The following is a 13,397-nucleotide window of genomic DNA, read 5'->3' as shown; positions in this document are numbered from 1 at the left end:
TTTTTTAATCATCGCAAAGGTGCCAATTTTTGAAAATTAACAATACTTAAAAAGACGCAAAGTTTACCTTCGCGACTATTAACAATGATAAAAATCAAAATTTTTTGCGTCTTTGCGATAAAAATGAAACACAAGTTTAATAATAATTAACATTGTTTTTTATCGGATAAAACCTGAGCTAAAACTATCTTTGCAGTCTGAAATAAATTTAAAAATGAAACACCTATCACTAAATTTCTTAAAATAAAAAATTTTTATGGGTGTAACATCTGACCAATAATAAAAATAAATAATTACAGATGAAAAGTATTTTATCAAGATTCGTGTTCTCTATTTGTATTTTGTCCTCGCTTTACTCATTTGCTTGGGGATTGACAGGGCACAGAATCGTAGCAGAAATTGCACAACATCATTTGAGTTCCAAAGCTCAAAGAAATATCAAAAAACTCTTTGGAGAACAGAAAATGGCTTATTACGCCAACTGGCCAGATTTCATCAAATCTGACACAACGGGCGTTTGGAAAGAAACCTCGTCTTGGCATTATGTGAATATCAATCCACAGAAGAATTTTGTGCAGTTTAAAGATTCTTTATCTATACAAAAATCTCCGAATCTTTATACTCAAATCAAAAGTTTGTCGGAAAAAATCAAGGATAAAAATGTTTCTCAAAAAGACAAAAAAGAGGCTCTGATGTTCCTGATTCACTTGGTCGGCGACCTGCATCAGCCTTTGCATGTTGGTAGAGCTGCGGATTTGGGCGGCAATAAAATCAACCTGACTTACTTTGGACAAAATACCAATTTACATTCGCTTTGGGATTCCAAATTGGTGGATGACCAAAAATATACTTATACAGAATTTGCGAATCTTTTAGACGTAAAATCAAAAGATGAAGTGAAGCAAATCCAAAGCGGAACGTTGGAAGAATGGTTGTTTGACAGTCACAAAATTGCAAACTCCATTTATTATCAAACTCTGAAAGATTCGAAATTAAGTTATGCTTACAATTATCGTTTTGAATCCACACTAGAAAGACAATTACTTTACGGAGGATTGCGATTAGCGAAAGTTTTAAATGATATTTTTGGATAAAATCAATCCAGATTTTTAATCATCCAAAGATTACAACCAGAATGTCCTGAATCTCCCAATGGTTTTGCCAAATATCGAAATCCTTGCTTTTCATAAATGGAAACAGCTTTGCTGAACTCTGGAATGCTTTCAAGGTAAACTTTTTTGTATCCTAAACCTTTAGCTTTTTCAATACATTTTTCAAGTAATAATTTCCCAATTCCTTTTCCTCTTGCATCTTTTGACAGATAAAATTTGGCAAGTTCAGTCGTATCGTCAGGCAAATTTGTAGTTGGGAAAATCCCGCAACAACCTAAAATCAAACCATTTTCTTCGGCAACAAATAAAGCTGATTTCTCAGTTTGAAATAACGAATACAAATCATCTGTAGTTGGGTCAGAATAAACTGTTCCATTGGTGCAACTCACTTCAAAATCGTGAAAAGAAGTTCTGATAATCTTTGCGAGTATCTCATTGTCTTCTTTTCTATTTTCTCTAATTATTACTGACATTCTGATATTTAGTTTTAAATCAACCAAGAATATTTATGGAAAATACCATCAAAAAGCATTGCTAAAATTCCGAAGAAAATCCAAAGTCTAAGAAGATTCAGAGATTTAAATTTATCATTTTTTTGATTTCGGAAAAGCATAAAAACTGTTCCGATAATTACAATTGTGGTTGCTAAAAAATACCACGCGATAATATTTTTGAATCCTATTCCAATACTTAGAATCACCGAAGTCGCCAAAGTAATTATTAATAAAACTAATAAAATCGACCTTGTATTTTGAAACCCTAATCTGTTAGCAATCGTGTCGTAACCGAACATTTTATCGGCATTCTTTGTCAATGTATCTTTTGTGATATCGATGATAAATAACATCAGAAAAAGGAAAATTGCCAAGAACAAAATCTTAAGTGAAAATGTCTGATAATAAATCAACATTCCGAAGAATGGATAAAGTGTCAACACCACAAAAGTGAAATTGTTAAGAACAATTATTTTGCTGAGTTTATGACTGTAAAACCACATCAGAAACTGATAAATCAAGAAGAAAATAAAAACTCGGTGAGACACAAAAATTGCTAATCCCAATGACAATACATTCAGAATGACATAAGCTGTAAGGAAATATTTTTCTTTTAAGAAATTCTGCAATCTGGAACGGAAAGGCTGCGTCAATTGGTCTTTTTCCTTATCATAAAATCGATTGATAATTCCACCCGCCAATATGCTGAGTACGGAACAAATAATAATTGTATGAACTTTGTAATCGAAAACAAAATCCCTGAAGCTTTCTTCTCTATTGAACAGGAAAAATGTAGAAACATAAAGCGCAAAAGTGAGAAGAACAGCAACAAAAAAACGAGCACCTAAAAGAAAACCCATCAACTGAGAAATACGGTAAAAAGCATTTCGGGACGTTGGTTTTTCTGTCATTTTTTAGTTTAAATAAATCTTTTAAACCACAAAAGTCACAAAAGATTTTTAATGAATTTAGAATTTGAAAAGTAGGATCAAAAGAACAAAAAAGTCAAACTTTTTAAACCTTAAATTTGTTTTTTTAAGTTTTTTTTCTTTTGTGACTTTTGTGGTTCAGACTAAAATCTGTAAATCACTTCTTTTTGGAAGCCATCTAACATTTTCTCGGCTTTTTCGTAATCTTTCGTGAAACCAAGGATGTAACCACCGCCTCCGCTTCCGCAAAGTTTCAGGTAATAAGCGTTAGAATCCAAGCCTTTTTTCCAAGCATTAAAAACGTTTTCAGGAATCATCGGACGGAAATGTTCGTAAGCCCAAACAGACAATTTTTTCATATTACGGAAAAACGGATTCATATCTTTTTTCAAGAACGCATCAATACAAGCATTATTGTATCGGATAAATTCTTCTTTAAGCGTTTTACGGAAACCTTCGTTTTTCAATTTCTCAAAGAAAATCTGAATCATTGGTCCAGTTTCACCGGTTATACCAGAATCTATCAAGAAAATAGCACCTTTTCCAACTTCTTCTTTTGGAAGTGAAACTTTCCCGACATTTTCTTTATTTTCAATAAGAATCGGAAGATTCATATAGCAAATCAAAGGGTCCATTCCGGAACTTGTTCCGTGGAAATAACTTTCCAAATGGCCGAAAACTTTTTTCAGATCCTTCAACTCGTCTTTAGAAATGGTTTCGGGGTCTCTTTTTGTGAAAGAATATTTTTCGAAAATCGCTGCGACCAAAGCGCCAGAACTTCCAACACCATATCCTTGTGGAATATTGGAATCGAAAAATAACCCCTTTTCTATATCATTTTTGAAAGCATCCACATTCAGTTTGAAATCTGAAGGCAATTCTAAATCAGCTAAATAATTGGAATATTTTTCTAAAGATTGGTTCGATTTTTTTTCAAAATCGTTGTCCAAATCAGAAAACTTGAGTGTTCCTTTATAAAAACTATACGGTACAACCAACCCTTGCGAGTTCTCTATCATTCCGTATTCTCCGAACAAAATTATTTTTGCGTAAAATAAAGGGTTATTCATATTGCGTTTTAGTGTTGCAAATTTACAAAAAATAAACTATTCCATTAATATCAAATAATAAACCAATTTTTTGAAGATTAAATGTTTATCGGGTATTATTTTTCACTTTTAGAAAACGAATCAGAATCAATCCAATTGCAAAGAAAATCGTCATTGACAATGCTGAAAAACGCATATTATTAAAATATTCAATCAAAGTAGAAAATATTAATGTCCCAAGAATAATCGCTAATTTCTCCAAAACATCATAAAAACTGAAATAAGTCGTATTATCCATAGAATCCGTCGGAAGTAATTTGGAATAAGTTGATCTAGACATCGCTTGTAAACCACCCATTACTAAACCAATTACACCTGCAATTCCATAGAATTGATATTCCACATTCGGATTTTCTTTATTAAGATAATAAGCTGCAAGACAAGCTCCAATCCACATTGCAACTGTGATACTGATGACATTTTTGTTTCCGATTTTTTTCGATAACCAAGAGAAAAATAATGCACCGATAATCGCTTCTATTTGAATTAATAATAATGTCATTATTAATTTCTCTTGAGCCATATTGATTTCTCTTTTCCCAAATAAAGTCGCCATAAGGAAAATCGTCTGCATCCCAACACTGTAAAAGAAAAAACTCGAAAGAAAATATTTTAAATTTCTGTCTCCGAAAAGATGATTTCCAACTTTGAATAATTCTTTGAAACTTTGTTTTATAATATCAATATAGAAACTGATATTATCTTTTAAAACTTCAAAGAAACCACCTTGTTCAGCGTGACTTTTGAAGATATTTTTATAATTAAGCAAAACCAAATCTTTCGGCAATTGTTCTTTAACTTGCCCAAATTGGGGTAAATGTTTAAATGTATATTGCGAAAATCCAAACCACCAAGCACCAGTTAATAAGAAACTAACTCTTGTATAGATTGCAGCCTGTTTAGGTGTTTCTGCACAAACCTGAATTAAGACCAAACAAATCACAACCAAAATCACAGAACCAATATAGCCGTAAACATAGCCTTTTGCTGAAAGCGCATCTTGCTTATCTGGTGTTGCAATATCTGGCAAAAAGGAATTATAGAAAACCAAACTTCCCCAGAAACCCACACTGGCTGTTACACTGAATAATAATCCCAGCCAAACAGTTCCCATCCCTGTAAACATCGCTAATCCCATACAAGATGTAGCACCAAGATAACAGAAAAACTGAAGGAAAGATTTTTTATTACCAATTGTATCCGCTAAAGAAGATAAAATTGGAGAAAGTAAAACCACGATGATAAAAGAAAGTGTGAGAGAATATCCGTAAACAGTATCCGGATGAAACTCTTTCCCAAAGAGTTTAATCATATGAGGTATAGCAACATCAATCCATTGTTTAGATTCTGCAACATACTCCTTCTTTTCATAAGCCGTTGTCAGAATAGCGTAATATATTGGAAAAATCGTTGAAGTAATAACTAATGAATAAACCGAATTTGCCCAGTCATACAAGGCCCAAGCGCGCATGATTTTCGGATTATTTTTTATGGAGTTTTCAGTGTTTGTTTTTTCTATTTCAGACATTGGAAATATATTATTTAGACAAAAATAAAAAAACCATCAAGAAGTTGATTAAAAAATCAATTATTCTTAATGGTTTGTTATTATTAAGGAAAAATCTTACTGTAGATTCTCTATCACAATTGCAGTTGCACCACCGCCACCATTACAAATTGCAGCTGCACCGTATTTTCCGTTGTTTTGTTTCAGAACATTAATCAAGGTTACAATAATTCTTGAACCGGAACTTCCTAGTGGATGACCGATGGAAACTGCGCCACCATTCACATTCACTTTCGAAGCGTCTAAGCCTAAAACTTTACAATTAGCCAAACCAACAACTGAAAAAGCTTCATTCAGTTCAAAAAAGTCGATGTCGTCTTTTGTAAGTCCTGCTTTTTCAAGAGCGATTGGCAAAGCTTTGGAAGGTGCCATTGTAAATCTTTCCGGTTCAATAGCGGCATCAGCATACGAAATAATCTTAGCTAAAGGTTTTAAACCTAACTCTTCTACTTTTTCTTTTGACATCAATATTAAAGCAGAAGCTCCGTCATTAAGAGTTGATGCGTTGGCTGCAGTTACAGTTCCATTTTCTTTCTGAAAAACAGTTGCTAAAGTTGGGATTTTATCAAATTTAACCGCTTTATATTCTTCATCTTCTGAGAAAATAACAGGTTCTCCTTTTCTTTGAGGAATCGAAACTGGAACAACCTCTTCTTTAAATTTTCCAGATTCCCAAGCTGCTGCAGACCTTTGGTAAGATTGGATTGCGAAAGCATCTTGTTCTTCTCTTGTGATATTATTTTCTTTAGCACATAATTCGGCACAAACACCCATATGCTGTTTGTTGTAAACATCAGTCAAACCGTCTTTTACTAAGCCATCTTCAATTTTGATATCGCCTAACTTCACACCATTTCTTCCTTCTAGATAATGAGGAACGCTTGACATATTTTCCATTCCGCCGGCAACGATAATGTCAACATCACCAGACTTGATTGCCTGAGCTGCCATTGTTACGGCTTTCATTCCGGAAGCACAAACTTTATTAATTGTTGTGGAAGGTGTATGGTTAGATAAACCTGCGCCCAAAGCGACTTGTCTAGCTGGAGCCTGACCTTCACCAGCCTGCAAAACATTTCCCATATAAATTTCCTGAACCAAAGCTGGGTCAAGATTGATTTTGTCTAAAGCTCCTTTTACCGCAGTTACTCCCAATTGTGTTGCAGGAACAGCTGACAAGCTACCCATAAAACTTCCCATTGGAGTTCTAACTGCTGATACAATGAATACTTCTTTCATAATATTTTTAATTTTTGATTTTAATTATTTTTTAAACACAAAGGTCACAAAGTTTTTTCACTAGGCTCACAAGATTTATTGTGATTATTCTGAAATTAATTGTGTAAATCCTTGTGTCTTTGTGATTCAATATTTTTAATTGATGAGATTAAAATTAGAGCAACCCCTAAAAATTCTATGAACCATCCCCAAGATAATTTTACGATTCCCGCGAATGTCGATTGCCAAGATTTGAATGGTAAAAAACTGAAATAATCTAAAGATTTTAACTTAATAGCAACGATTGTGAAAACAAAAAGCAATATCATTAAAAACGCTATTATTCTCACGAATTTAGTTTTGTCAATTAAGATGAAAACAAGCATTAATAAGGAAAATCCCCAAACTGCAACAGCAAGTGTATTATCAACTTTCCAATAGTTCCAGTTTCCAATGATGGGAATACGAACCAATGGTAGAAAACTGCCTGCCACAACCAAAAATAATCCGATTAACTGTAAATTTTTCATTCTTAAATCCTGTTTGGCAATGTAAATAAAAAATCAGATAAGCACAACAATTGTACGATGATGTTTTTAATTTATTCAGAAAAAAAGTCAAATTAATTTTATAATTTTATATCAAGATTTATGAATCATGAATACTGCGGAATTAAAGCTAGACTTAATCAACCATATTAAAAGCATTACTGACAAAGCAAGGCTAAAAGAAATATTACAGCAATTGAAATTTCAAGCTGACGAATCTATTTATATAACTTCCGAAGAAGAAAAGAAAGCAATTTCCGAAGCAAGATATCAGATTGACAATGGAGACGTTCTTTCTAACAATAGTGTTCAAGAAGAAATCAAAGAATGGCTGAAAAAATAGTCTGGACTCTCAAAGCCAAAAAGGAGCTTGTGGAAATTTTGCAATATTGGATTGATAGATACAAGTCAAATGCCTTCAGTCTGAAATTAAACTCACTTATTGAAGCTCAATTAAATCTAATTCTGGAGCAACCGAAAATTGGCAGAAAAACCGACATTCCCAATGTTTACATCAAAATCATTCATAAGTATCTTCTCTATTATGAATTCGTAAATGACACTCTTTACATCTTAACCATCAGACACGGAAGTCAAAACTCCGAAAATGTAGAATTGAAATAAAAAACTCACATCCATTCAAGATATGAGTTTTAATAAGAAAATAATGTATAAGAATGTTCTATGAAAATGTTATCAATTAAAAATCAATATTGGCGATTTCGATTCCGATTTGGATTCCGTTTTTGTTTGACAAGTTCGCTTTGTTATTGAAAATCGGTGTGAAATCTTTTTTGATGAATAAATTAACGCCTCCATATCCCAGACTGAATTTTCCTCCAAATAAGAAAGCATTCACGCCGTCATCCAAAGTATAATCGTACTTTTTGAACTTGTCATTTTCATTATGATATTTCACTTTTACGATACTTCTTGTATTGATTCCCGCATAAGCTCCCAATCCAACTTTCCACATTTTTTTTCTCACATCCAGATATTGTTTACCATCATATTCGGTGTGTTTTGGATTAAGATAAAGCTGAAATTCAATTGGTAAAGTCAGATAAACATTTCTCAATTTTGAACGTTTCAAACTTCCTTGTTGAAAATCTTCAAGAAATAACTGTGAATTATCCTGAACAAAAACCTGAGGACGTTTTGGCATATAAGTGTCTGTTCTGTAAGCCAATCCGTATCTTAAAATCCAAGGACTCTTGAAACTTCCTAATTGCTTATCTTTTCTGAACTGAACCTCAACATTGTGTGAGTTCCCAATTCTCATTTCCGAATCATTTTCAAACGGATTGAAACTTCCTTTATCTTTTGTCAAATTGGCGAAAGCATAACCTACACTGACGGCGCTCGTATTGATATATTCTTTTGGTGACTTGTCTTTCTTTTTAATTTTAATTGACAATCCTGAAGTTCCAAAAACCATTACATTTTTATTTTTCAATGTGTCTGGTTTTGTATTGTAAACCGAGTTCGTAACAGCGGTTTTAGTAATATCCTCAAGCTGTTGACGCTCGTTCTCAATTTTATCATTAATAATAGTTTCATATTTTTTAGAAACCGTTTCTTTTTGAGCAATTTGTTCCGCTTTTGTAATCTTTCCGGAGGTGAAAGCTTCATCGATTTTATCAGTTTCGGCTTTCATATTCGCTTTCTCTGTGGATACGATTGAATTGACTTTCTCTGTATAAGATTTCATCTGATTATCAAGCGTAGTTTGTGCTGTAGCAAAGCTTGAAAGCATTGCTAAAAGTAGAATTTTGAACTTCATAGTTTAATTATTTAGTAGTTATAGAATCTTTGTCGTAGAGCGTAATTCCGAAGAGTTTGATACGTTTTGGATTTGGGAGATCAGAATCATTTTTGAGTTTTATGGTATTAATTCCCATTGCAGATTTTGGAGTTTCTGTTTTGGCTTTATCGATTTCTACCCCGAAAAGTAAATCCGATGAAGACACGTATTTTACTTTTTCTCTTGGTTTCTGTATTTCATTTTGAGCCAATTTTTCTTCTAATTGAGAAATAGTTTGTGGCTCTTCTTTTTTTATAATCAATTCTTTTTCAGAAACTTTTTCTGTGATTTGATTTTCTTTCTTAGTTAGTTCTGAAGTCGAAGAATTGATGTTTGTAATTGTCAATTTTTGATGATTAGTTTCAGAATTATTAATAGGAATCGATTTTTGGATTCCGTCTGTATTTTCAGAATGCTGACGTACACTTGAAATTTGGTCAGTTCTGAATTCAAATTCTGGATTTTCTTTCACTTTATTTTTAATATCAGTCATCCAAGAAATTGCACCGAAATTCACAATTAGAATAATAACAGCAACAAACCTCCACCAAATTACTTTCGGTTTCTTTTCTTTCGTAGGAGCTTGGTCAAGTTTTTCTTCCAATCTGTCCCAAAGACCGTCGGAAACTTTCATTTCCTTTTGTTCGTATTTAGATTTCAGATTCTGCATTTTTTTTCGTGTTTTGTTGCCCGTTAAAATAATCTTGTATCCATTTTTTTGCTTTGCTAAGCTGACTTTTGCTTGTTTCTTCAGATATATTAAGGATTTCTGCAATTTCCTGATGCTTCTTTTCCTCAAAAACGGCGAGATTAAAAACTAGTTTGTAACCAATCGGCATTTCTTTGAAAATCACTTCTAAATCAATCTCCTGAGAAAACTCCGAAATATCTTCTACCTTTTCTGCTATCGAATCTGTAAACTCGGTTTCCGCATACAGAATATGTTTGTTTTTTCTGATAAAACTGATGGCATCATTCACTACAATTTTTCTCAGCCAGAAAGGAAACGATTCATAATTTTTACAATCATCGAGCTTTGTAAACGCTTTGTAGAAAGCATTCATCAAAACATCTTCCGCATCATCCCGATTATTAATGTAAGAATTGGCGACCGACAACATTTTCCCCGAAAACATCTCGAACAAACTCTTCTGAGCCAGTCGGTCATTTTTCTTCGCTTTGGAAAAGATATGTTGCAAATCTCTGTTCATTTTTTCTTTCTGACTATAAGACGACAAAAATCCGAAATGGTTGCCTCAATATTCAAAATTAATTAAAATAAAACTTTAATATATTGATTATCAGTAAAATAAATTTAAAAACTTTTTGCATTCGCATCATATATTTTACGATATTTGGGCAATTCCGTCGCCTGCGCTTGTCAACCTGAGACTCTCGCAGGGCCACAGCTTGGGTAGCGCTATCCACTACAACCTTTTTTGTGGAAGATGTTTTCCCTTTTGAATAGAAGATTTCCAAACTACAAAAACAGGATTTCCATTACTGTCTCTAATGCGGGATTGGTCATAATTGAAATTTTCAATAAGATCACACATTGAATCATAATATTAGTAAACCATTGAAATCATGCGGAATAACAAAGGTTTTATTTATAGGATTTTGAAAATTTCAGAATCCTTTTTCTTTTCTCAAAGTTAAATTTTCACTTTTAATATTAATTTAATATTAACTTGATACGAATATTTATTAACTTTGCTGTAATGTTAGATAAGTAATAACTTAAAATCAATTGATTATGAACAAGAAAATGCTAGCGTTATCAATATTTTTATTTGGAATTTTAGGAACGCTCAACTTAGCAAAAGCTCAAACTACAGACAACAAAATACAAGAAGTCATTATTAATTCAGGCGATGGATTTGGGGAATTAAGGAAATTGTTGAAAGATAATTTCGATTTCACCAACCAAGATTATAAAGAAGGAGTTGTGAATTCCAACGTGAGATTCAGTCTTTCTGAAAATGGAAAAATCACCAATGTAAGCGCCAATGGCGACTGCAAAAATGTGAGCAAAGAATTAGAAAACGTTTTGACGCATTTGCTTTATAAAGTGAATATGGACAAAATAAGCCAGAAAATGGTAGCATCATCTTATGTAATGCCAGTGAGCGTTACTATAGACAACCGATAAAAGTTTAAATGTTTAAAATTGTTAGGGAAAAGTCGTACATTTTTGGTGTATGGCTTTTTTTGTGACTTTTTGTGGTTTTTACTTCAAAGAATATCAGTTTTTTGTCTTTTCTCTATTTTCTTTCTTCCAATACACGGATTTTTCTATATTTATAAACCAACAAATTGAACAAAAGAAAACTCAATTTTATGATTGATAAAAGAGTGAAAAACGCTCAGGAAGCGGTAAAAGATATAGAAAACGGAATGACGATAATGCTCGGCGGATTCGGGCTTTGCGGGATTCCTGAGAATTGTATTGCTGAATTGGTAAAGAAAGACGTAGATAATCTGACTTGTATTTCAAATAACGCAGGCGTTGACGATTTCGGTTTGGGATTATTATTACAGAAAAAACAAATCAAAAAAATGATTTCTTCTTACGTTGGAGAAAACGCAGAATTCGAACGTCAGATGTTATCTGGAGAATTGGAAGTGGAATTGACGCCTCAAGGAACTTTGGCGGAAAAATGCAGAGCAGCACAAGCTGGGATTCCTGCATTTTACACACCAGCAGGATTCGGAACCGAAATCGCGGAAGGCAAAGAAGTGAAAGATTTCAACGGAAAACCTCATATCTTAGAACACGCTTACAACGCTGAATTCTCCATCGTAAAAGCTTGGAAAGGCGACCACGCCGGAAATTTAATTTTCAAAGGTTCGGCTCGTAATTTTAATTTTCCAATGGCAGGCGCAGGAAAAATAACAATTGCGGAAGTGGAAGAGTTAGTAGAACCTGGACAACTTGACCCAAACGAAATCCATATTCCGGGAATTATGGTTCAAAGGATTTTCCAAGGCGAGAATTATGAGAAAAGGATTGAGCAGAGGACTGTTAGGAAGAAAGCTTAAAAACTAAAAACCGTTTCATTTTTAAATGAGACGGTTTTCTATTTATCGTTGTAATGACCTAAAGATTGGATGAGCGTGACAGAAACTTCTTCTTCGAAAATCTCATAAACAAAGCGGTCTTTTTTATTCACTTCTCTGCTCCAGACTTCTCCGTCGTGATATTTTAATTGTTCTGGTTTGCCAGCTCCAGTACGAGGATGTTCTTCGAGTTCGATAAGAAAAGTCTGAACCTTTTCCATATCCAATTTTCTGCCTGATTTTTTGATGTCTTTCAAATCCCTCAACGCTCGTTTTGAAAGTTGAACTATATACTTTCCCATATTTTTTTTGGGTCAATGGTCAAAAGTTTTCCTTCTTTTTTTTCCGTTCGAGCTTCGTTAATTTTATCTTCGAGTTCAGAGTTTATGGTTTCGTTTTCGTTTTTTTCGTATCTGAACTTGATTTTCATTTCCTCCAGCAATAATTTGAGTAACTGCAATTGCTTTTCATTTTTAGGCGTAATCAGAATGTTGTCCATAATCCAATTTTTAACAAAGTTATTGATTTTTGAAATCTTTAAATTTAAAATTACAAAATAATTGCAAGATTTAGACGATAATACAAACGAAATCCACATTCCGGGAATTATGGTTCAAAGGATTTTCCAAGGTGAGAATTATGAGGAAGAAAAATTTAATTATACTCGTAGTGCATTATTAAATTAATTCAATTTTAAGTCTATTCATTTTTCTACTGAAAACAAAAACATTTACAAACTGAATGAAAGTTAATGCTGTTATTTTGCTCAATATCCTTGTTTTAAAACCGTTAAAAGATTTTGCGTAATTGTTTCTGATTTTAAATTGGTCGCAAAGTTGAGAGAATAAAGTCTCAATTCTTTTTCTGGATTTTCTGAAAATATATTTTTGTTTTTGATAATTTTTTTGGTTGTTTCTCATGGGTGTATCCAGCTTTATATTCGCATAATTGAACAAATCTGTTTGCACTTGGGTGGATAAATAACCCCTGTCTCCAATCAACGTACAATTGTTCATTTGATGCTTGATATCTTGCAAAAAATGAATATCATGAATGCTTGCTGTAGAAATATCAAAACTTTGGAAAACTCCGGAAACAGAACAAACAGCATGTAATTTGTAACCATAATAATAACTCGATTGAGAAGCGCAATAACCTTTGCTGGGAAACGAAAATTCATTTTCCTTACAAATTTTAGAGCGGTTCGCTCTTGCGTTTTTACAGATTTCTAAAGGCATCGAATCTACAATAAAAGTGGTTTCCATCTCATTAAATTTAGCAACCATAAGTTTTCTAATATTTTCCAAGTGTAAGAAAAGCTTTCTTTTTCTGCGATTAAACACACTTCTCTCAATCATTCCCTTTAGTTTTGAATTAGAGAGGTATCTAAACAACTGATATTCTGAATCTATCGATAAATATTCCGCAGAAATATTTATTGCAATGAGCTCTAAATCAGATAATTTTGGTTTAATTGGTTTGAAATAAAAATTTTCTTTGATGGTTAATTTTCTTAATTCCTTTAAAATAAAATCGTAAATTGCATCTAGGTTATT

At 32.8% G+C, this 13,397-nt stretch carries 18 protein-coding genes; 6 read left to right on the top strand and 12 right to left on the bottom strand.

Annotated elements, in window-relative coordinates:
* Positions 1 to 299 precede the first annotated feature (299 nt).
* Positions 300 to 1,094: a S1/P1 nuclease gene (locus tag DRF58_RS01565; protein WP_116032054.1), complete on the top strand. Its 795-nt coding sequence runs from the start codon at positions 300 to 302 to the stop codon at positions 1,092 to 1,094.
* Positions 1,095 to 1,096: 2 nt separating this feature from the next.
* On the opposite strand, the gene DRF58_RS01560 is transcribed toward DRF58_RS01565, so the two are convergent.
* From DRF58_RS01560 to DRF58_RS01535, 6 genes are all read right to left on the bottom strand, one after another.
* Positions 1,097 to 1,585 carry a GNAT family N-acetyltransferase gene (locus tag DRF58_RS01560; protein WP_116032309.1) on the bottom strand — a complete coding sequence of 163 codons (489 nt, stop codon included), beginning with the start codon at positions 1,583 to 1,585 and terminating at the stop codon, positions 1,097 to 1,099.
* Between the two features lie 14 nt (positions 1,586 to 1,599).
* On the bottom strand, positions 1,600 to 2,517 hold the full coding sequence (locus tag DRF58_RS01555; RefSeq protein ID WP_116032052.1) for a UbiA family prenyltransferase: 918 nt from the start codon (positions 2,515 to 2,517) through the stop codon (positions 1,600 to 1,602).
* A 161-nt stretch (positions 2,518 to 2,678) separates the two neighbouring features.
* Positions 2,679 to 3,605 carry a mevalonate kinase family protein gene (locus tag DRF58_RS01550; protein ID WP_116032050.1) on the bottom strand — a complete coding sequence of 309 codons (927 nt, stop codon included), beginning with the start codon at positions 3,603 to 3,605 and terminating at the stop codon, positions 2,679 to 2,681.
* Positions 3,606 to 3,690: 85 nt separating this feature from the next.
* Positions 3,691 to 5,172 (bottom strand): MFS transporter, encoded by a 1,482-nt coding sequence (locus tag DRF58_RS01545; protein WP_116032048.1) that lies wholly within the window; start codon positions 5,170 to 5,172, stop codon positions 3,691 to 3,693.
* A gap of 96 nt (positions 5,173 to 5,268) precedes the next feature.
* The gene (locus DRF58_RS01540) at positions 5,269 to 6,450 is read right to left on the bottom strand and encodes an acetyl-CoA C-acyltransferase (protein ID WP_116032046.1); all 1,182 of its coding nucleotides are present in this window, start codon (positions 6,448 to 6,450) and stop codon (positions 5,269 to 5,271) included.
* A 95-nt stretch (positions 6,451 to 6,545) separates the two neighbouring features.
* A complete protein-coding gene (locus DRF58_RS01535; RefSeq protein WP_116032043.1) occupies positions 6,546 to 6,959 on the bottom strand; it encodes a hypothetical protein in 414 nt (137 codons plus the stop codon).
* A 127-nt stretch (positions 6,960 to 7,086) separates the two neighbouring features.
* Here DRF58_RS01535 and DRF58_RS01530 point away from each other — a divergent pair, with 127 nt between their 5' ends.
* Positions 7,087 to 7,320 (top strand): hypothetical protein, encoded by a 234-nt coding sequence (locus DRF58_RS01530; RefSeq protein WP_116032041.1) that lies wholly within the window; start codon positions 7,087 to 7,089, stop codon positions 7,318 to 7,320.
* Positions 7,305 to 7,601: a type II toxin-antitoxin system RelE/ParE family toxin gene (locus tag DRF58_RS01525; RefSeq protein ID WP_116032039.1), complete on the top strand. Its 297-nt coding sequence runs from the start codon at positions 7,305 to 7,307 to the stop codon at positions 7,599 to 7,601. Before DRF58_RS01530 ends, DRF58_RS01525 begins: the two co-directional genes overlap by 16 nt.
* A gap of 76 nt (positions 7,602 to 7,677) precedes the next feature.
* Here DRF58_RS01525 and DRF58_RS01520 read toward each other — a convergent pair whose 3' ends face one another.
* Genes DRF58_RS01520 through DRF58_RS01510 form a run of 3 tightly spaced genes read right to left on the bottom strand, consistent with a single transcriptional unit; the run spans position 7,678 to position 9,992 of the window.
* A complete protein-coding gene (locus DRF58_RS01520) occupies positions 7,678 to 8,760 on the bottom strand; it encodes a porin family protein (protein WP_116032037.1) in 1,083 nt (360 codons plus the stop codon).
* Positions 8,761 to 8,767: 7 nt separating this feature from the next.
* A complete protein-coding gene (locus DRF58_RS01515; protein WP_116032035.1) occupies positions 8,768 to 9,451 on the bottom strand; it encodes a hypothetical protein in 684 nt (227 codons plus the stop codon).
* Positions 9,432 to 9,992 carry an RNA polymerase sigma factor gene (locus tag DRF58_RS01510; protein ID WP_116032306.1) on the bottom strand — a complete coding sequence of 187 codons (561 nt, stop codon included), beginning with the start codon at positions 9,990 to 9,992 and terminating at the stop codon, positions 9,432 to 9,434. The genes DRF58_RS01515 and DRF58_RS01510 overlap by 20 nt, the downstream gene beginning before the upstream one ends.
* A 545-nt stretch (positions 9,993 to 10,537) precedes the next feature.
* Between DRF58_RS01510 and DRF58_RS01505 the strand changes: the two genes are divergently transcribed.
* Both DRF58_RS01505 and DRF58_RS01500 read left to right on the top strand, forming a co-directional pair.
* Entirely contained in the window at positions 10,538 to 10,933 is a 396-nt protein-coding gene (locus DRF58_RS01505; protein ID WP_245955342.1) for a hypothetical protein, read from the top strand.
* Positions 10,934 to 11,121: 188 nt separating this feature from the next.
* On the top strand, positions 11,122 to 11,823 hold the full coding sequence (locus DRF58_RS01500) for a CoA transferase subunit A (protein WP_116032033.1): 702 nt from the start codon (positions 11,122 to 11,124) through the stop codon (positions 11,821 to 11,823).
* Between the two features lie 38 nt (positions 11,824 to 11,861).
* Here DRF58_RS01500 and DRF58_RS01495 read toward each other — a convergent pair whose 3' ends face one another.
* Together DRF58_RS01495 and DRF58_RS01490 are read right to left on the bottom strand one after the other, a co-directional pair.
* Positions 11,862 to 12,143: a Txe/YoeB family addiction module toxin gene (locus DRF58_RS01495; RefSeq protein WP_116032031.1), complete on the bottom strand. Its 282-nt coding sequence runs from the start codon at positions 12,141 to 12,143 to the stop codon at positions 11,862 to 11,864.
* On the bottom strand, positions 12,128 to 12,340 hold the full coding sequence (locus DRF58_RS01490) for a DUF2683 family protein (protein ID WP_116032029.1): 213 nt from the start codon (positions 12,338 to 12,340) through the stop codon (positions 12,128 to 12,130). Before DRF58_RS01490 ends, DRF58_RS01495 begins: the two co-directional genes overlap by 16 nt.
* Positions 12,341 to 12,401: 61 nt before the next feature.
* Between DRF58_RS01490 and DRF58_RS18900 the strand changes: the two genes are divergently transcribed.
* Positions 12,402 to 12,527, top strand: coding sequence for a hypothetical protein (locus DRF58_RS18900; RefSeq protein WP_262510752.1), 126 nt, complete (start codon positions 12,402 to 12,404; stop codon positions 12,525 to 12,527).
* Here the strand turns inward: DRF58_RS18900 and DRF58_RS01485 are convergent.
* Positions 12,519 to 13,397 (bottom strand): IS982 family transposase (locus tag DRF58_RS01485; protein WP_245955341.1); only part of this gene is annotated, 879 nt, incomplete at its 5' end. The two genes, DRF58_RS18900 and DRF58_RS01485, sit on opposite strands and share 9 nt — an antisense overlap.

Source organism: Epilithonimonas hispanica, from assembly GCF_003385395.1.
GTDB lineage: Bacteria > Bacteroidota > Bacteroidia > Flavobacteriales > Weeksellaceae > Epilithonimonas > Epilithonimonas hispanica.
Note: the sequence above shows the minus strand (reverse complement) of the source record. Positions and strands in the feature narration are given on the sequence as shown.